13 protein-coding genes and 2 pseudogenes are annotated in these 18,666 nt (G+C 67.1%); 6 read left to right on the top strand and 9 right to left on the bottom strand.

Features of this window, described 5'->3' with window-relative positions; translation table 11 throughout:
* Positions 1–102 precede the first annotated feature (102 nt).
* Positions 103–1,527 (top strand): hopanoid biosynthesis associated radical SAM protein HpnJ, encoded by a 1,425-nt coding sequence (hpnJ, locus tag HNW77_RS14940; protein WP_061272758.1) that lies wholly within the window; start codon positions 103–105, stop codon positions 1,525–1,527.
* A 70-nt stretch (positions 1,528–1,597) separates the two neighbouring features.
* Positions 1,598–2,452: a hopanoid biosynthesis-associated protein HpnK gene (gene hpnK, locus HNW77_RS14945; protein ID WP_172158687.1), complete on the top strand. Its 855-nt coding sequence runs from the start codon at positions 1,598–1,600 to the stop codon at positions 2,450–2,452.
* 120 nt (positions 2,453–2,572) lie between these two features.
* Here the strand turns inward: hpnK and trxA are convergent, their stop codons facing one another.
* The 5 genes from trxA to tsaE form a co-directional block, all read right to left on the bottom strand.
* A complete protein-coding gene (trxA, locus tag HNW77_RS14950; RefSeq protein ID WP_172158689.1) occupies positions 2,573–2,902 on the bottom strand; it encodes a thioredoxin in 330 nt (109 codons plus the stop codon).
* Positions 2,903–2,981: 79 nt separating this feature from the next.
* Positions 2,982–6,572, bottom strand: coding sequence for a double-strand break repair helicase AddA (gene addA, locus HNW77_RS14955; protein WP_172158690.1), 3,591 nt, complete (start codon positions 6,570–6,572; stop codon positions 2,982–2,984).
* Positions 6,569–9,622: a double-strand break repair protein AddB gene (gene addB / locus HNW77_RS14960; RefSeq protein WP_172158692.1), complete on the bottom strand. Its 3,054-nt coding sequence runs from the start codon at positions 9,620–9,622 to the stop codon at positions 6,569–6,571. The genes addA and addB overlap by 4 nt, the downstream gene beginning before the upstream one ends.
* On the bottom strand, positions 9,619–10,380 hold the full coding sequence (locus HNW77_RS14965; protein WP_172158693.1) for a nucleotidyltransferase family protein: 762 nt from the start codon (positions 10,378–10,380) through the stop codon (positions 9,619–9,621). The genes addB and HNW77_RS14965 overlap by 4 nt, the downstream gene beginning before the upstream one ends.
* Complete coding sequence (gene tsaE / locus HNW77_RS14970) at positions 10,377–10,862, bottom strand: tRNA (adenosine(37)-N6)-threonylcarbamoyltransferase complex ATPase subunit type 1 TsaE (RefSeq protein WP_241694509.1); 486 nt, start codon at positions 10,860–10,862, stop codon at positions 10,377–10,379. The genes HNW77_RS14965 and tsaE overlap by 4 nt, the downstream gene beginning before the upstream one ends.
* 255 nt (positions 10,863–11,117) lie before the next feature.
* On the opposite strand from tsaE, the gene HNW77_RS14975 reads away from it, so the two are divergent.
* Together HNW77_RS14975 and HNW77_RS14980 are read left to right on the top strand one after the other, a co-directional pair.
* Complete coding sequence (locus HNW77_RS14975; protein ID WP_172158694.1) at positions 11,118–12,143, top strand: NAD(P)/FAD-dependent oxidoreductase; 1,026 nt, start codon at positions 11,118–11,120, stop codon at positions 12,141–12,143.
* A 109-nt stretch (positions 12,144–12,252) separates the two neighbouring features.
* Entirely contained in the window at positions 12,253–13,518 is a 1,266-nt protein-coding gene (locus HNW77_RS14980) for a D-amino acid dehydrogenase (protein WP_172158695.1), read from the top strand.
* A gap of 150 nt (positions 13,519–13,668) precedes the next feature.
* On the opposite strand, the gene HNW77_RS14985 is transcribed toward HNW77_RS14980, so the two are convergent.
* The 3 genes from HNW77_RS14985 to HNW77_RS14995 form a co-directional block, all read right to left on the bottom strand.
* Complete coding sequence (locus tag HNW77_RS14985) at positions 13,669–13,938, bottom strand: hypothetical protein (RefSeq protein ID WP_172158696.1); 270 nt, start codon at positions 13,936–13,938, stop codon at positions 13,669–13,671.
* Positions 13,939–14,162: 224 nt separating this feature from the next.
* A complete protein-coding gene (gene typA / locus HNW77_RS14990; RefSeq protein WP_172158697.1) occupies positions 14,163–15,986 on the bottom strand; it encodes a translational GTPase TypA in 1,824 nt (607 codons plus the stop codon).
* Between the two features lie 188 nt (positions 15,987–16,174).
* A complete protein-coding gene (locus HNW77_RS14995; RefSeq protein ID WP_172158698.1) occupies positions 16,175–17,185 on the bottom strand; it encodes an adenosine kinase in 1,011 nt (336 codons plus the stop codon).
* A gap of 430 nt (positions 17,186–17,615) precedes the next feature.
* Between HNW77_RS14995 and HNW77_RS15000 the strand changes: the two genes are divergently transcribed.
* Positions 17,616–18,110, top strand: a complete 495-nt coding sequence (locus HNW77_RS15000; protein WP_172158699.1) for a bactofilin family protein — start codon at positions 17,616–17,618, stop codon at positions 18,108–18,110.
* A 101-nt stretch (positions 18,111–18,211) separates the two neighbouring features.
* On the opposite strand, the pseudogene HNW77_RS15005 reads toward HNW77_RS15000, so the two are convergent.
* Positions 18,212–18,553, bottom strand: a pseudogene (locus HNW77_RS15005) (GcrA family cell cycle regulator); the annotation flags it as partial.
* On the opposite strand from HNW77_RS15005, the pseudogene HNW77_RS18175 reads away from it, so the two are divergent.
* A pseudogene (locus HNW77_RS18175) lies at positions 18,543–18,666 on the top strand (HRDC domain-containing protein); the annotation flags it as partial. The pseudogenes HNW77_RS15005 and HNW77_RS18175 overlap by 11 nt on opposite strands.

The following is an 18,666-nucleotide window of genomic DNA, read 5'->3' on the forward strand; positions in this document are numbered from 1 at the left end:
CCCCCCAGCCCGCCGGACCGTTTTAAAAACCCACCCTGTAGTCAATAAGAACGGGTATTAAGGGAACCCCGTTCCCCGCCAGAACCCGAGGATACGCGTAGCATGATGAAAACCCTGTTTCTCCAGCCGCCTTCGTTTGACGGATTCGACGGTGGGGCCGGTTCCCGCTATCAGGCCAAGCGGGAAATCAAGTCGTTCTGGTACCCGACCTGGCTGGCACAGCCCGCTGCCATGGTCGAGGGCAGCCGCCTGATCGATGCACCGCCTGCCCGCATGGGCATGGAGCCGATCCTTGAAGACGTGCGCAACCGCGACCTTGTCATCATGCACACTTCCACGCCGTCCTTCGCATCGGACGTGCGCGTGGCCCAGATGCTCAAGGATGCCAACCCCAAGGTCAAGATCGGCATGGTTGGCGCCAAGGTGGCCGTGCAGCCCGAGGAGAGCCTGCTCAACGCCCCGCCGGTGGACTTCGTGGCCCGCAACGAGTTCGACTTCACCATCAAGGAAATGGCGGAAGGCCGCGAGTGGAAGGATGTCGATGGCATCTCCTGGCGCGATGCCGACGGCAAGATCGTGCATAACCGCGACCGCGCCATGATCGAGGACATGGACAGCCTGCCGTTCGTGACCGAAGTGTACAAGCGTGACCTGAAGATCGAAGATTACTTCATCGGTTACCTGATGCACCCCTACATCTCGATCTATACCGGCCGTGGCTGCAAGTCGCGCTGCACCTTCTGCCTGTGGCCGCAGACCGTGGGCGGCCACCACTACCGCACCCGCAGCCCCGAGCATGTGGCTGCCGAGATCCGCCTGGCGAAGCAGTATTTCCCGCAGGTGAAGGAATTCTTCTTCGACGACGATACCTTCACCGATGACCTGCCGCGCGCCGAGGCGATCGCCAAGGAACTGGGCAAGCTGGGCGTGACGTGGTCGTGCAACGCCAAGGCCAATGTGCCCCGCAAGACGCTGGAAGTGCTCAAGGCCAACGGCCTGCGCCTGCTGCTGGTGGGCTACGAGAGCGGCAACCAGCAGATCCTGCACAACATCAAGAAGGGCATGCGTGTCGAGACGGCGCGCGAGTTCACCAAGAACTGCCACGAACTCGGCATCAAGATCCATGGCACCTTCATCCTCGGCCTGCCGGGCGAGACGAAGGAAACCATTCAGGAAACCATCCGCTTTGCCACCGAGATCAACCCGCACACGCTGCAGGTCTCGCTGGCCGCGCCCTATCCCGGCACGTTCCTGCACCAGCAGGCGACCGAGAATGGCTGGCTGGATGAAAAGAACGCCGAACTGATCGATGATAACGGCGTGCAGATCGCGCCGCTGCACTACCCGCACCTGTCGCACACCGAAATCTTCCAGAGCGTGGAAGAATTCTACCGGAAGTTCTACTTCCGTGCGCCCAAGATCGCCTCGATCCTGAACGAGATGGTGCGCAGCCCGCAGATGATGAAGCGCCGCCTGCGCGAAGGGGTGGAGTTCTTCCAGTTCCTGCGCGAACGCCGCGCGGCCTGATCGCGCCACGATCCATGCCGGAACCTTCGGGTTCCGGCATTTCTTTTTTCAAGCCACCCGGTTTTCCAGCATGAAGCGCGTTATCATATCCGCCGATGATTTCGGCCTGTCGGAAGAAGTCAACGAGGCCATCGAGATCGCCCACCGGGATGGATTGCTCTCAACCGCGAGCCTGATGGTATCCGGCCCTGCCGCCGCCGATGCCGTGCGCCGCGCCAAGAAACTGCCTGACCTGCGGGTGGGGCTGCACCTTGTGGCCATAGAAGGCCCGGCCACCCTGCCGCCTGCCGATATTCCGCTGCTGGTGCCCCAGGATGGGCAGTTCCCCTCCGACCAGTTCAAGCTGGGGGTTGAGTATTTCTTCCGCCCTGCCGTGCGCCGCGAACTCGCTGCCGAGATCGAGGCGCAGTTCCGCGCCTTTGCCGCAACGGGGCTGGCGCTGGACCACGCCAACGCGCACAAGCACATGCACCTGCACCCCACCGTGGGGCGCTACCTGATCGAAAGCGGCCTGCGCCACGGCCTGCGCGCGGTGCGCGTGCCGCTTGAGCCGCCCGAGCCGCTGCGGGCCGCCGGCACCTATGCCGACACGCTGGGCGATGCCGCCCTGCGGCGCTGGACCGGGCTTTTGCGCCATCAGGCGCACAAGGCCGGGCTGGTGACGAATGACTGGTGCTTCGGCCTGGCCTGGAGCGGGCACATGACCACCGAGCGTGTCTCGGCCCTGGCCGCCCACCTGCCTGATGGCCTGTCGGAAATCTATTTCCACCCCGCCACGGCCAAGAACAGGCTGTTGCAGCGGCTCATGCCCACTTACGAGCATGAGGCCGAGTTCCGCACGCTGTGCGCGCCGGGCTTTCGCTCCGGGCTGGCCCATGCGGGGGCAACCCCCACTACGTGGACCGATGTAGCCTGCGGGCGTTAAGAGAAAAAGTTTTTGGTGAAGCTTTTTTCAAAAAGCTTCAGAAGAACGCCGCCTTTTTGAAAAAAGGCGGCACCCAAAAACTTTTTTACTGATGACCTTTCCCTTTCGGGCGCGGTGCAATCAGCCCAGCTTGGATTCAACCCATGCCTTGAGCTGGCTCTTGGGCATTGCACCAGTCTGCTGGGCCACCGGCTTGCCATCCTTGAACAGGACCAGGGTGGGAATGCTGCGCACGCCGTATTCATTGGGGGTGCGCAGGTTGTTGTCGATATCGACCTTGGCCACGGTCATGCGGCCCTTGAACTCGCCGCCGAGTTCTTCAAGCGCCGGGGCGATCATCTTGCACGGGCCGCACCATTCAGCCCAGAAATCAACCAGCACCGGTTCCTTTGATTCAAGCACCAGCGCCTTGAACTGGTCGTCGCTGACCGCAATCGTGTTTTCACCCATCACTCAATGCTCCATTTACGGCAGCAACGGCTGCCTTTGTCCTTGCGTCCTGCTGACATGGCAATCACCCGGCACGTGGTCAAGCCCGTACCGGCCCCTTTAAGGTCACCCGGTCCGGCGCATAATGGTCGAGCAGCACTGCTGGCAGGATGTCAACGCGCACGCCTTCGGTCCAGACCAGCACGCACACGACCTGCCTGCCAGGATAGACCCCGCGCAGCAGGGCGCGGTAGGCCGCCATCTGGCGCAGGTAGAGCACGGGGGTCTGGCCAATATCGGCGGGCGGATGGCGGTTGGTCTTGAAGTCGCACACCGTCACCGTATCGGCATTGACCGCCATGCGGTCCACCTGCCCCACGATCACCTGCTCGCCCACGATTCCGGCCAGAGGCTGCTCCACGCGGCTGCCGGGGGCAAACAGGGCCGCAAGCTCCGGCCTGTTCATGACCGCGAGCACCTCCGCCACCAGTTCATCACGCAGGTCTGGCGCAAGCCCCGCCGCCGGGCGCGACAGCCAGGCATGGGCCAGGTCCGCCCGCGCCTCGGGCGCGCAGTCGGGCAGGTACTGCAACAGGGCATGCACCAGTTGCCCGCGTTGCAGGGCGCGGGCGCGCCGGGCCGTGGCATCGGCGCGGTCACGCACCGTGCTGGCCGCAGCCAGCGGCGAGCGCACGGCAGGCTGCGGGCCAAGGGCTACGTCATCGGGTCGGCTGGGGGCCAGCGGGCGCGCCAGCGGGCCTTCCGCCACGGGCAGCACGGGCCGCCACAGCGGCGCATGGCCCATCCAGTCCGGCAGGGCAACCGGCTCCGCATCCAGCGCCGGGGCCTGCGCCCTGGGCGTCGGGGCAGGCACGCTGCGCTTTTCTTCCAGCACAAGGCTTTCGCCCTCCCAGCCCAGATCGAAAGGCCGGGCTTCGGCACCGGCCTGCCCGAAGCCACGGTGGCACAGGTCATACCAGCAGCCATCGGGCACGCCCCGGCTTGGCTTCCAGCCGCATATCACCAGCCGGTCGCTGGCACGGGTCAGCGCCACGTAGAGCAGGCGGTTATATTCCTCCGCCGCCTCCAGCCTGATCTTTTCCTGCAAGGCGGCGGTCAGGTCGGTGGCCAGTTCGCGCCGAGGCACCCAGATGGGAATATCAAGACCGGTCTGCGTGTCATGCTGCCACAGGATATTGGTATCCGAGCGCGGGCTGGCGATGGTGTCGGGCAGCACCACCAGCCGTGCCTGCAACCCCTTGGCCCCGTGCGCGGTCATGACACGCACCATGTTGGCCGAGGCATCGGGCTCGTGGCGCACGGTCTCGTCCGAGGCATTGAGCCAGTGCAGGAAGCCCTGCAACGAGATGGCATGCGCCTCCTCAAAACGCAGCGCTGCGGAGAGCAGCTCATCCACCGGCTCCACCGCCTCCGGCCCGAGGCGGGCCAGCAGCCGGGTGCGCCCGCCCAGCGGGCCAAGGGCCTCGGCCAGAAGCTGGTAGGGCGTTGCGTAATCCACCTGCCGGAACAGCGTGTTGAGGATATGCCACGCCGCCGCCCAGTCCGGCCGCTCGGCATGGCGCGCGCGCAGCACGGCCCACAGCGGCCTGCCATCGCGCCCCGTTGCCAGATGCATGAGCGATTCATCATCCAGCCCGCCCATGGGCGAAGTCAGCACGCAGGCCAGCGTCAGGTCATCCTGCGGCAGCAGCAGGCACGCGCACAGCGCCATGAGATCCTGCACCGCAAGCTGGTCGGTCAGCACGGTGCGCACGAGGGTGGCCACCGGCACGTCGTTGGTCTTGAGCGCGCGGATCAGGGCGCGGGCAAAGGCCGAGCGGCGCGGCACGAGAATCAGCACATCCCCCGGCGCAAGCGGCGCCTCGCCCGGTGCGGGGGGCCTGCGCAACTCGGCTGCGATCCAGGCGGCCAGCGTATCGGCCAGGCGCTGCTGGGCGGTGGACTGGCCCGCATTGTGGGTGGGCGCCTGCCAGGGGCTGACCGCCGCGCCATCGTCTTCCACCGGCACGGGGGGCCAGATCTCCACGCGCCCCCCCTGCCCGGGGCGGGCGGTGACGTGGCGGGGAATGGTGCCATCGGGCTCGGCCACGCCACGGGCGGCGGCGGGGTTGGCGAACACGCTGTCCACCAGTTTGAGCACAGGTGCGGTGGAGCGGAAGGAGACGGTCAGGGCCGGTTCGCGCCACAGGGCCTCGGCGGCCCTGGCACGCTGGCGAAAGCGCTGCCGCCACGCGCGGAAGGCCTCGGGGTCGGCGCCCTGAAAGGAGTAGATCGACTGCTTGTAATCCCCCACCGCGAAGATGGTGCGCGGCGTGCCGTCATCCTCATGCGTGCCTTCGCCAGCAAAAAACTCCGCCGTCAGCCCACCGGCAATGGCCCACTGGTCGAATGAGGTATCCTGCACCTCATCGAGCAGCAGGTGGTCGATGCCGCCATCGAGCTTGTACAGAACCCATGCCGCACCGGGATCGCGCAGCAGTTCGAGCGTGCGGTCGATCAGGTCGTCATAATCGACCATGCCCTGCGCGCTCTTGCGCGTGGCGTAGCGCTCGAGCACCGGCTGGGCAACCGAGAGCAGCGCGCAGGTGAGTTCAAACACCGTAATGGCGCGCATCTGCTGCTCGATGGCGATGACGCGCGCGGCCTCGGCCAGAAGCTGCTCGACCAGAACCGGGCGCAGGGTGGCAAGCTTCGCGTTCAGCCCGCCACGCTGGCGGGGCGCGCCCTCGTTTGTAAGCAACGCCTTGCGCCACACGGGCCAGGTCGCAGCACGGGTGGCCGCATCCTGCCCCAGCCAGTCCAGCATGGTGGCGGCCTGCGTGCGCACGGTAGGCGATCCCTCCTGCGCCGCGTAACGCAGGCCATCGCGCAGGGCGTCCTCATCGGGGATGGTGGCGCAGGCCTGGCGCAGCACCTCCTCCACGCTGCGCCCGCTTATGCCCAGCAGGCGCATCACGGCGGTCTCGACACTGGCCCGGTCGCGCACCCATTGGCGCGCCACCGGCAGCAGGCGGCGGGCCTGCGCCTGTAGCCGGGCGATCAGGGCAGTGAAGTCACCCACGCCAATCTGGCCCGCGAGCAGCCCCACGGCGGGGCCACCCGCACCCACGACATCCTCAACCGCGGCACGCTGGGCCAGGCGGGCATCGGTCTCCTCGATCAGGGTGAAATGCGGGCTGATCGCGGCCTCGATGGGGAAGCGCCGCAGCAGCGACTGGCAGAAGGCATGGATGGTGCCAATGCGCATGCCACCGGGCAGGTCGAGCACGCGGGCAAAGAGTTCGCGCGCCACCTGCCGCGTGCGCTCATCCACCGGCACGGACAGGCGGGCGAGTTCGCCATCAAGCGCCGCATCGGGCAGCATGACCCACTGGCCCAGCCGGTCCTGCAGGCGGATCGACATCTCGGCCGCCGCCGCCTTGGTAAAGGTCAGGCACAGGATGCGGCCGGGGTCGCTGCCTGCAACGCGGGTGGGCACGCCATCACGGTCGGGCACGTCACGCGGCAGCATAAGGCGCAGCAGCCGGTCGATCAGCAGCTTGGTCTTGCCACTACCCGCCGAGGCAGAAACGAACACCGAGGCCTGCGGGTCGGACGCCTGCGCCTGGCTGGCATTGGCAAGGCCGATGGCGTCCATCGTGGTGTCGGTTTTTGGGGGGGAGACGTTCATCCGCCATTTTCCTCACGCGCCGCACTCCATTCCGCAACGCGGGCCAGATGGGCGTAATCGGCAAAGCGGGGTTCCTCGCCGGGATAGGGGTGCGACAGGTAGGGCTGGTCGGGATTGTCATACCCGGCCACCAGATCACGCAGCCCCGCGCGGCATGAGGCGATCAGTCCGGCCAGTTCCGCCCCACGCGCCACGTCGAGCACCAGCGCCGGCACATGGCCGCCGGTCAGCCGCCAGTACACCAGCTCGGCCACCGTGCCCGCCACGGGGGGCGGAAAGCCGCCGCTTTCAATCATCGCGGCCTCGAGCACCAGTTGCGACTGCCAGCCCTCCAGCACGCTGCGGCGCGTGGGCAGGGTGCCGGTCTTGTAATCGAACAGGCTCAGCGTGCCATCATCGTGGCGGTCGATCCGGTCGGCCCGGCCGCGCAGGGTGAAGGGGCCGCCGGGCAGATCTTCAAGCTGCATCCGCCCGCTCAGCTCGGTCAGCACCGTGCGCTTGCCACCCGCCGTGCAGCGCGCCTGTTCGGTCGCGGCGCACCATGTGGCGATGCGCTCCAGCCTCGGCGCCCACCAGGCGGCAAGGGCGGGGCGCAGTTCGGCCGCGCGCAGCACATCAGCAAAGACGGCCTGCATCTGCGCCTCACCATCAGCAGGCCAGCCGGTGGGGTGGGCGCGGAACCAGCGGTCAAGCGCCGCGTGCACGATCTGGCCGTAATCCGCAGCATCCGCCAGTTCCTCAAGGTCGGGCAGGCGGTTGAGGCGCAGGATGCGGCGGGCATAGATGGCGTAGGGGTCGCGCATCCATGTCTCGATCTCGGTCACCGACAGGCTGCGCGGGCGCAGGGGAACTGCCGGGCACGGGCGCGGCGGGCTTGCTGGCTGCACCAGCCCGCCGGGCGGCCGGTCGAGGCTGTCCAGCCAGCGCAGGGCGGGGTGCGGCGGCAGGCCATGGCCGTGGCCTGCCAGATAGGCATTGAGCCTGACCAGCCACCGCGCGGGCACGGTTGGCGCGCCCTGCCGCCGCGCGGCCATGGACAGCACCACCCTTGGCGCGGCACAGGCGCACGCCACAAAATCATGCGCGGCCTGGCCGATGGCCCATTCCGGCGAGGGCAGGCCCACGCGGGTGCGCATGGGGCGGCTCATCCACGGCCCCGGATCGGTGGCGGGGGGCCAGACGGTTTCCACAAGGCCGCCAAGCACGATGGTATCGGCGGTCTGCAACCGCGCCTCGAGCAGGCCCCAGATGAACACGCGCGGATGCACCGCCGTGCCCTCGCGCCCGCGCACCGCGCGCCGCCCCTGCACCGTCATGCCCGCAAGGGATGAGGCCAGCAGCCCGTCAAGCGCGCCCAGCCGGGCATCGGGCAGCACGTCGCACCATGCCAGCATGGCACTCATGTGCTGGCCCAGCGCGTTGCCTTCCTCGCCAGCCCACAGGCGCTCGGCGCCATCGGTGGTGTCGGTCGCGGCCAGGGCCTGCGCGGTCTCGACCAGGGCGGCAAGCAGGGTCGAGACCGGCACCAGATTCGCGCGCGGCAAGGCCAGCAGCGGGCCGAGGACCGTTTCGAGCCGGTTGATGAAGGCCGTGATTTCCTCCGGCGCATCAGGCGCATCGGCCAGCGCGCCATGCGGATCTTCCGCCGCGCGGGCCAGCGCGCCGCGCAGCCCGGCAATGCCCGGTGGCGGGGCGGGGCCGCGCAGCACCAGCCGCTCGAGCTGGCGGGCGCTGGCGCGGCAGTTGCCCGGCGCAAGGCCACACGCCGCCAGCGGGTGCTTGATGACCGAAAGCAGCGCCACGGGCGAAAGCCCGCCATCCACCGCCTGTATGATCAGCCGCAGGAAGGCGGTCTGCGGTATGGTGAGCAGGCTTTCGCCTGCGCTGTCATCGGCAATGACGCCCCAGCGCACCAGTTCGGTGGCAACGCGCCCGGCCAGCGCGCGATCGGGGGTGACGAGGGCGGCACGCCTGCCCGGCTGCTCGAGCACCTGACGCAGCACCATGGCGATGGCTGCCGCCTCCTCCTGCTGGTCGGCGCTGCGCAGCACCGACAGGCCATCGGCCATGACCGGGGCCGCGGAGTCGCGCCAGCCCGCCAGCGCATGGGCGGGCAGCAGGGCGCGGGCCAGCAGGCTGGCGCGCGGGATGGGGCTGCTGGCAACACAGCCCCGTGGCAGATCGCCCCACTGGTCCATGCCCGCCCGCTCAAGGCCGAGTTCGGCCAGCATGTGCGCGGTGCCCGCCTGCGGGTGGTCGGGCGGCAGGGTGCACCACACGTTATCGGCGCATTCCATGTCCACGCCCGGCAGCACCAGCAGCCCATCGGGTAGCGAAAGCACCGCGCGCAGCATGGCGATGGTGGAGGGCACGGCATCGGAAAAACCTGCCGCCCAGATGGGATAGCCCGCAGGTGGTGGCGCCTCCAGCCACCGCTGCGCCTGCGCGTGCAGCAGGGCGGTCTGGCGGGCGACGGGGTTCATCACCCCCTGCTCGGCCAGCCAGGCGGGCCAGACCTGGGTGATGATGGACAGGAACCGCACGGTCAGGTGCCAGTGCTGGGCAAAATCACCTTCGGCGGCATGGGGCAGGCGGTCATGCAGGTCGCATTCGGCCCATTCCGCCTCATCCATCAGGTCGGCCAGCGCACGGGCCAGCGGCCAGGCCTGGTCCACGCCCTGCACATCGCCAAAGGCACGGCCCGCCTGCATGACCAGCAGCGTGAGCGTGGCAAGGCGGCGCACGGGATCGACCGCAGGCGGCAGGTCGAGCGCGTTGCGGCCCGACAGGGCCAGGGCGGCCTCATCCAGCCCGGCAATGGGGGCGATGCGCGGCAGCAGGATGGGGCGGCCATCGACCTGCCGCACGAAGGCCTCGGTCAGGGCACGGGCGGCGCGGCGGCTGGGCAGCAGGATCAGCCCGTTGCCGCAGGCCTGCGCGTCATCCCCCGCCTGCGCCAGCCAGCGCGCGGCGATCTGGTCCACAAACGGCACATGCGGCGCAATGACGGCGGCACGACCACGCAGGCAGGGCGCATCGGGCTGCGTCATAGCCCGGTGTCCGAATCCGGGTTGAGGGTGGAATGCAGCACGCGCTCGGCGGCCGTGATATCGGCCGGGCGCGAGAGGTGGAACCACAGCGAATCATGCACGATCACGCCCAGCCGGCCCGCCGCCATCGCCCGGTCCCACAGCCGGTTCATGCTGAAGCCGCCTTCGGGTGCTGCATCAAACAGCCGGGGCGAGACGATCTGCACGCCGGTAAAGACATAGGGCGTGATCTCGCCCGCGCGTGGGCGGCGCGGGCGGCCATGGGCATCGACGGCAAAATCACCATGCCCCACCTCACCCACCGCGCGCGTCATGGCGCCGAGCAGCAGCATGGCGTCCATGGAGGCGGGGTCGAACGCCGCCGCCAGCCGCCGCAGGGCGGGCACCGGGCCGTTGAGCCACATCGCATCGCCATTGAGTAGGAAGAACGGGTCCGGCCCGATCCGGCCCGCGCGCAAGGCACTCGCCGCACTGCCGCCGGTTTCGAGCAATGTGTCCTCGACCTGCTCGACGGTGCGGGGGCCGCGATGGGCGGCCGCACGCGCGGCAAGGGCTGCATGGATGGCATCGGGCTGCCAGTGGGCGTTGACCACCACCTGCGCCACACCCGCCGCCTCGAGCCGGTCGAGTACATGGTCCAGAATCGGCTGGCCCGCCACGCGCAGCAGCGGCTTGGGCACCGATTCGCTCAAAGGCCGCATGCGCCGCCCCAGCCCTGCGGCAAAAACCATGGCGGTACGGGGCATGTTCACGCTCATGGGGCATCTCCTGTATCGGGGTTCGTCAACGGCGCCAGCCGGGCTGCATCGCCTGCCAGCCGGGCCACGCGCCCGCCCGCCGCATCGGGCACGAGGCGCACGCGCAGCGCATCAGGCGGGGTGAGGTTGCCCAGCCGGTCCGGCCATTCAACCAGCACGATGCCCTCGCACGCCTCATCCCACCCCAGTTCATGCAGGGCGTCCGGCCCATCAAGCCGCCACAGGTCAAAATGCGAGACCGGGGCTACGGGGGCTTCATACACCTGCACCAGAGTATAGGACGGGCTGGGCACCTCCATCTCCGCATCCCCGCACAGCGCGCGCAGCAGGGCGCGGGCCAGCGTGGTCTTGCCAGCGCCCAGATCGCCCTCGAGCAGCACGACATCACCGGGGCGCAGCACGGCGGCCAGCGCCCGGCCCAGCGCCTGCGTGGCCGCGGGGTCGGGCAGGGGAATGTCACGCAGGGAAAGGTTTGCATCCATGCCACCCAGTGTGCCCCTGCCCCGCCCCCACGCACAAGGGGGATGCACGGTGGCGGGCGTGGAAAACCGCTTTCACGGCCTGCACCGCCATTACGCTTGGAAAAACCTGTTTTCAAAGACTTAGCGCGCCCGCGCACGCCATCGTAACGCCCCGCACCGCGCCTGGCACTTGCGCCCCGGGGCACAACCAAGCAAAACCGCACCTGAGATATGCCTTTGAACCAGACCACGGACTGCAGGACAGCCGAGCCGGACATGACCACGCCCTCCCCCACCCACACCACCGATGTCGCCATTATCGGCGCGGGCCCTGCCGGGCTGTTCGCCGCCTTTGAATGCGGCATGCTCAAGCTTGGCTGCGTGCTGATCGACGCGCTTGATGAAATTGGCGGCCAGTGCACAGCGCTCTACCCCGAAAAACCGATCTATGACATTCCTGCCCACCCCGCCATCGAGGGGGGCGCGCTGATCGAGGCGCTTGACCGCCAGATCGCGCCCTTTGACGTGCCGCGCCTGCTCGGCCGCCGGGTCGAAAGCCTGGAGGGCACGCGCGGCGCCTTCGTGCTCGGCACCGACAAAGGCGACGTGATTGCAGCGCGCGCCGTCATCATCGCCGCCGGTGCAGGCGCGTTTGGCCCCAACCGCCCCCTGCTTGAGGGGCTGGCCGCCTTCGAGGCCACGGGGAGCGTGCAGTATTTCGTGCGCCGCCGCGCCGATTTTGCGGGCAAAGACGTGCTGATTGCAGGCGGAGGCGATTCCGCGGTGGACTGGGCGCTGTCATTGCGCGATGTGGCCCGCAGCGTGAAGCTGGTGCACCGCCGCGACCGCTTCCGCGCCGCCCCCGAGAGCCTGCGCCAGCTTGACGAGGCCGTCAGCCGTGGCGAGGTGGAAAAGATCATCGGCTACCAGCTACACGGCCTGCATGGCACCGACGGCCAGCTTGCGGGCGTGGACCTGGCAACACTCGATGGCACGGTCCGGCATGTGGCGTGCGACCACCTGCTGCCTTTTTTCGGGCTGGCGACCGACCTGGGGCCGATTGCCCAGTGGGGGCTTGACACGGTGCGCGGCACCATTCCCGTAACACCTTCCACCTGCGAGAGCAGCCTGCCCGGCATTTTCGCGGTGGGCGATGTGGCGACCTATCCCGGCAAGCTCAAGCTGATCCTGCAGGGCTTTACCGAAGGGGCCATGGCGGCCCACGCCATCCACCCCATCGTGCACCCTGACAGGGCGCTGCATTTTGAATATTCGACCAGCAAGGGCGTGCCCGCGGGCTGACGGGGGGCGGATTCCAGCCATCCGGTCCTGTCATAACTCAAATGGTTGACCATTGCTTCCGTCTGGCGCATCCCCGATGTGTGAATGACGGAAGAATAAGGGACAGACCGTGAAAGTTATCGTTCTGGGCGCGGGCGTGGTTGGCGTGACGGCAGCATGGTATCTCGCCAAGGAAGGCCATCAGGTCACGGTCATCGACCGCCAGCCCGCCGCTGCGATGGAAACCTCGTTTGCCAATGCGGGCCAGATCTCGCCGGGGTTCTCCTCCCCCTGGGCCGAGCCCGGACTGCCGCTCAAGGTCCTGCGCTGGATGGCCGGGCCGCATGCGCCCATCGTCGTGCGCCCGCGCCTCGACCTGGCCATGATGCGCTGGCTTGAACAGCTCCTGGCCAACTGCAACGCGCATGACTACGATATCAACAAGTCCCGCATGCTGCGCATCGCAACCTACAGCCGCGACTGCCTTGATGCCCTGCGCCGCGATACCGGCATTACCTATGATGACGAGCAGCGTGGCCTGATCCAGCTTTTCCGCACGCAAAAGCAGGTGGATGCCGCCGCCCGCGACATGAAGCTGCTCGACCTTGCAGGCATTGCCCACGAGTTCCTCAGCCCCGATGACATCGCCCGCCACGAGCCGGGCCTGATGGAAAACCGCCACCTGTTCCAGGGCGGCCTGCACCTGCCCGGCGATGAATCGGGCGACTGCCACATGTTTACCGCACGCCTGGCCCAGAAGGCGGAAGAGGAACTTGGCGTCACCTTCCATTACGAGACCAATATCGAGGCGCTCGATGCCTCGGCCACCGACATCCTGGGCGTGCGAACCTCCATGGGCCGCATGACGGCGGATGCCTATGTGGTATCAATGGGCAGCTATTCCCCGCTGCTGCTGCGCCCGCTGGGCATAAAGCTGCCGGTCTACCCCACCAAGGGCTATTCGCTGACGCTGCCGGTAACCGATCCGGCCCGCGCGCCGGTTTCCACCGTCAATGACGCGACCCACAAGGTCTCGATCACGCGGCTGGGCGAACGGATCCGCATTGGCGGCACGGCGGAACTGACCGGCTACAACCTGCGCCTGAGCCGCGACCGGCGCGAACTGCTTGAACTCTCGTTCAGCGAACTGTTTGGCGCGGGCGGCGACCTGTCGCAGGGGGCCTACTGGACCGGGCTGCGCCCGAGCACGCCCGATGGCACGCCGGTGATCGGGCCTGCGGGGCGCTTTGCCAATCTGTGGCTCAATACCGGCCACGGCACGCTGGGCTGGACCATGGCCTGCGGCTCGGGCCGCGTGCTGGCGGATCGCATGAGCAACAAGCGCACCGAGATTCCCTGCCTCGACCTGTCCATCGACCGCTACGCCACGGCCTGAAGCCGGACAGGCCTTTCAAACAGGGTGCCGCCTTTGCGCAACAGGGCGGCACCGCCCGGATTTTGCGCAAAAAAAAGCCCGGCATGAGCCGGGCTTTTTTCTTGCAGCCGTAACCAGCCCACAACGGAGCCGGTTACGAGCATGCGGGAATTACTGAGCGGCCGGGGCAGCAGCAGCCGGAGCCGCCGCGTCCTTCTTGGCACCGTGATGGTGCGTGCCGTTATGGTGGCGGCCACTGTGATGCTTCTTCTTCGCACCGGCTTCTGCCGGGGCGGTGGCGTCGGCTGCATCAGGCACGTGCTGCGGCGCGGAAACGGCCGGGGTGGTGGGCTCGGCAGTCTGCGCCATGACAGGTGCGGCAACGCCCATGACGGCCACAGCAGACAGGGCGGCCAGGAAACGACGGGTGGAAACGATCATATAAAAATACTCCAGGACTCAGGACTTTATGCCCCAATACGCCAATGGGCTGGCGAATCATGCCAGCCGCTCTGGCTTCCCTGCTCTAACATGAAGCGGGGAAGTCGTCCTGAATTAAAATTCTTAAATTTATGGATATGTTCCCACTTCTGCCGCAAGGCGACCGCAATCTCAAGAACTGAAACATTACTAAAGATTGCAGCCGCCCTTACGCCGGGCAGAAATCAGTCAACCGAACCCGAACGCTCGCGCTTCTTGCGCTCGTGCGGGTCGAGGTAGCGCTTGCGGATGCGCACGGCAGAGGGCGTGACCTCGACAAGTTCGTCATCCTCGATATAGGCAATCGCCTGCTCGAGGTTCATCTTGCGCGGCGGGATCAGCAGCAGGGCCTCGTCCTTGCCTGCGGCACGGATGTTGGTCAGCTTCTTTTCACGCACCGGGTTTACTTCCAGGTCATTCTCACGCGAATGCTCGCCGATGATCATGCCCACGTAAACCTTCTCGCCCGCATCGACGAACAGCGTGCCGCGATCCTGCAGCGAGAACAGCGAATACTGCGTGGTCGCACCGTCTTCCGACGAGATCAGCGACCCGTTGCGACGGCCCGGAATCGGCCCGACATAGGGCTGATAGCCATGGAACAGGCGGTTCATGATGCCCGAGCCACGCGTATCGGTCAGGAATTCGCCGTGATAGCCGATCAGCCCGCGTGAGGGGATGAGGAAGCTCAGGCGCACCTTGCCGCCGCCCGAAGGCTGCATGTCCTGCATGATGCCCTTGCGCAGCGCCATCTTCTCGACCACCACGCCCGAATACGGCTCGTCCACGTCGATCAGGACTTCCTCGAACGGCTCTTCGCGCTCGCCGGTTTCCTCATTGGTGCGGAACAGCACGCGGGGGCGGCCGATGGTCAGCTCAAACCCTTCACGGCGCATCTGCTCGATCAGCACGCCAAGCTGGAGTTCGCCACGGCCTGCGACCTCGAAGGCCTCGCTCTCGGGGCTTTCGGACACGCGGATGGCAATGTTGCCTTCCGTTTCCTTGAACAGGCGGTCACGGATCTGGCGCGAGGTGACCTTCTTGCCTTCGCGGCCGCCAAGCGGGCCGTCATTGAGGCGGAAGGTCATGGACAGCGTCGGCGGATCAACCGGGGTGGAGGGCAGCGGTTCCTTGACTTCAAGGGCTGCGATCGTCTCGGGAATCGTCGCTTCCGACAGGCCAGCCACGGCCACGATGTCGCCTGCCTCGACTTCTTCCACCGGCACGCGGTCGAGGCCACGGAAGGAGAGCAGCTTGGTCAGGCGGCCGGTCTCGACCACCGAGCCATCGGGGCGCAGCACATGCACCGGCATGTTCATCTTCGCCGTGCCCTGCTCGACGCGGCCGGTCAGCACGCGACCAAGGAAGTTGTCGTTCTCCAAGATGGTGGCGACCATCGCGAACGGCGCGTCCTTGTTGACCTTCGGCGGCGGGACGTGGCTCAGGATCAGGTCGAACAGCGGCGAGAGATCCTTGCGCGGCCCCTCGATCTCGGTATCGGCCCAGCCCTGGCGGCCCGATGCGTAGAGCATGGGGAAGTCAAGCTGCTCGTCATTGGCGCCAAGGGCCGCGAACAGGTCGAAAATCTCGTTATGCACTTCATCGGGGCGGGCATCGCCACGGTCGATCTTGTTCACGACCACGATCGGCTTCAGGCCGCGCGCAAGCGCCTTGCCCACCACGAACTTGGTCTGCGGCAGTGCGCCTTCGGCGGAATCGACAAGCACGACGGCACCGTCAACCATGCTCAGGATACGCTCGACCTCGCCGCCAAAATCGGCATGGCCCGGGGTGTCGATGATGTTGATGCGGGTATCTTTCCACACAACCGACGTGCACTTGGCAAGAATGGTGATGCCACGCTCGCGCTCGAGGTCGTTGCTGTCCATGGCGCGTTCAGCAACGTGCTGGTTGTCACGGAAGGAACCGGACTGTTTGAGAAGCTGGTCGACCAGCGTGGTCTTGCCATGATCGACGTGCGCGATAATGGCGATATTGCGGATATCCATAAGTGCTCTTGACCTGACTTTCCTTGGCGTTACGCCATACGGGTGCGCGGCGGCACATGCGGGCGACACCCGTGCGTGCGGCGGCGGAATAATTGGCTGCTGGCTGCGTAGATAAAGCGGACTGGCGCGGATTGCACGCGAAACTTCGCGCACAACCCCGTCAAACGCCCGCGCATATGCCCTTCAGGTCAGAAATCCATGTCCTGGCGCATGTTCATGAGCGGGCGCGCGCCGTAATGCGAAATCACTTCCGAGGCGGCGACACTGCCCAGCCGCCCGCATTCGGCAAGCGTGCGGTCCGATGTCCACCCCGCCAGGAAGCCCGCGGCATAGGCATCGCCCGCGCCGGTGGTGTCGATCACCTGCGTGCGCACGCTGTCGATGACGATGCGCTGCTGGTCCTGGATGATGACGCTGCCCTTCTCCGAGCGGGTCAGCACGGCAAAATGCGTATCGGCGGCGACAAGGCGGGCGGCGTGGTCGAAATCGGCAGTCTGGTACAGCGCGCGGATCTCGTCCTCATTGGCGAACAGGATGTCGATATGCCCGCGTACGAGGTCAAGGAACGCCGCGCGGTGGCGGTCGACGCAGAACCTGTCGGACAGCGAGAGCGCCACCTTGCGCCCTGCCTCATGCGCAATGCGCGCTGCGGTGCGGAAGGCTTCCTGCGCGGCTGGCGGGTCGAACAGGTAGCCCTCCATGTAGGTGACCTTGGCGGACTGGACCACATCGGCCAGCACGTCTTCAGGGCCGAAATTCACGCACGCGCCCAGATAGGTGTTCATGGTGCGCTGGCCATCAGGCGTGACCAGGATGATGCAGCGCGCGGTGGGGTGCGCGCTGCCCGCATCACCCTGCAGCGGCGATGAGGGGAAATACACGCCTGCCGCCTGCATGTCGGTCGCGAACGCCTGGCCCGGCCCGTCATCGGCCACCTTGCCCAGATAGGCCACGCGCGCACCCATGTTGGAGGCGACGACGCAGGTATTGGCCGCCGAGCCGCCACCCATTTCCTTCTCGCGCCGGATCTGGCCGTACAGCGCCTCGGCACGGGCGGCATCGATCAGCATCATGCCGCCCGGCGTCATGCCGTTACGCTCCGGGAAGGCAGCTTCCACCGGCGCCAGCACATCGACGATCGCATTGCCGATGCCCAGCAGGTCAAACCGGCACTCTGCCGCCTGTCCCGAATTTTCCATATCCTGTGTCACTCCCATCGCTGATCAGGCCCAATATGCAGGCAAGGCGCAGGTGCGCCACGAAATAACCCATTTTTTCGGGCCAAAGTCGCCCTTCGCTATCATTGGCGGGTAAATGGCGCAATGCATGAAGTTTTTTATGCCTCTCCCGGCCCCTTAACGCCCTTGTCGACAGGTTTGGGGGGCGTATAACCGGGTATAGGGGGCTGCGGCCTGCAACCAGCCCGAGACGCGTTCTTTTTCGTTCCGGGGCGTTCACGCGCCCCGATGCAGCATCTAACCAAGCGGGGTAATATTGTTTAAACGACGCAAGCCAGCAGACACCAAGCCACCCGCCCCCACTCCGTCTCCCGCGCAGCAGCCGGGCCGCCCGGTCATGGGCGGTGGCGCCTCTCCCTCTTCTTCATCTGCCAGCAAGGAAAATACATCCATGGCCCGTCCGCCCTTCCCGCCCACGCCTTCCCCCTCACCCGCGCCGGGTGGCGCACGCCCCGGTGCGCCGGGCGCTGCAGCACCCGTCAAAAAGGAAAATGAGCGCCGCACCCTGGTGGTCGGGCGTGGCATCAGCGTGCAGGGCACCATCCAGGATGCCGAGCGCCTGGTTGTGGAAGGCACGGTCGAATCCTCGCTGATCAATGCATCCGAGCTGCAGATCGCGCAGGGCGGCGTGTTCAAGGGCGAAGTCGAGGTTGAGGACGCCGAACTCGCGGGCACCATCGATGGCACACTGACCGTGCGCGGCAGCCTGACCATCCGCTCCACCGGCCGCCTGCTGGGCAAGGCCAAGTGCCGCCGCCTGAAGGTGGAAGATGGCGGCCAGGTGACCGGCCAGCTGGAAATGATCACCTCCCCTGCCCCGCAGGCTGCGCCCGCCCCTGCTCCGGCAGCCCAGCCCGCGCCCCCGCGCCCGGCCAGCGCTGGTTGAGGCACCCTTCCGCCCGGCCTGGCCGGGCGGATATAAAAAACGCCAGTGGCAGCAATGCCCTGGCGTTTTTTTTCAAAGTCGAATTGTTGGTCGGCAGGCGCTCAGGCCACGTTATCGCGCCGGTCGCTGCGCAGCTTTACATAGGCAAGCTGCGCATGTTCGGCGCAGTACGGCTTGCCCGGCAGCGGCGTTGCGCCACAGAAGTGGAAGCCCGGCGTGCCCGGATCACCCAGCGGCCAGCAACAGGACTGGCTGCTGCGGCGGCGCGGCTCACTGACAGGACGCAGCGCGGCACGGGCAGTACGGGCCGGTGCGCGGGCCGGGCGGGCGGCAGGCGCCTCTGGTGCTGGTTCGGCTGCTGGCGCCGGGGCTGCTGCCTTTGGCTCGGGCGCCACGACAGCGGCCTTGACCGGCGCCGCTTCCTTTTCAGGCGAGGGCGAGGCCCAGCGCGTCAACGTGCCGCGCCAGCGCCTGCTCAAGGATGAAAGCCTGATGGAGATCGCGGCCACGGCGCCTGACACGGTCGATGCGCTGGCCCGCGTGCGCGGCGTCTCGC

The organism is Komagataeibacter melomenusus (genome assembly GCF_013155395.1).
Taxonomy (GTDB): domain Bacteria; phylum Pseudomonadota; class Alphaproteobacteria; order Acetobacterales; family Acetobacteraceae; genus Komagataeibacter; species Komagataeibacter melomenusus.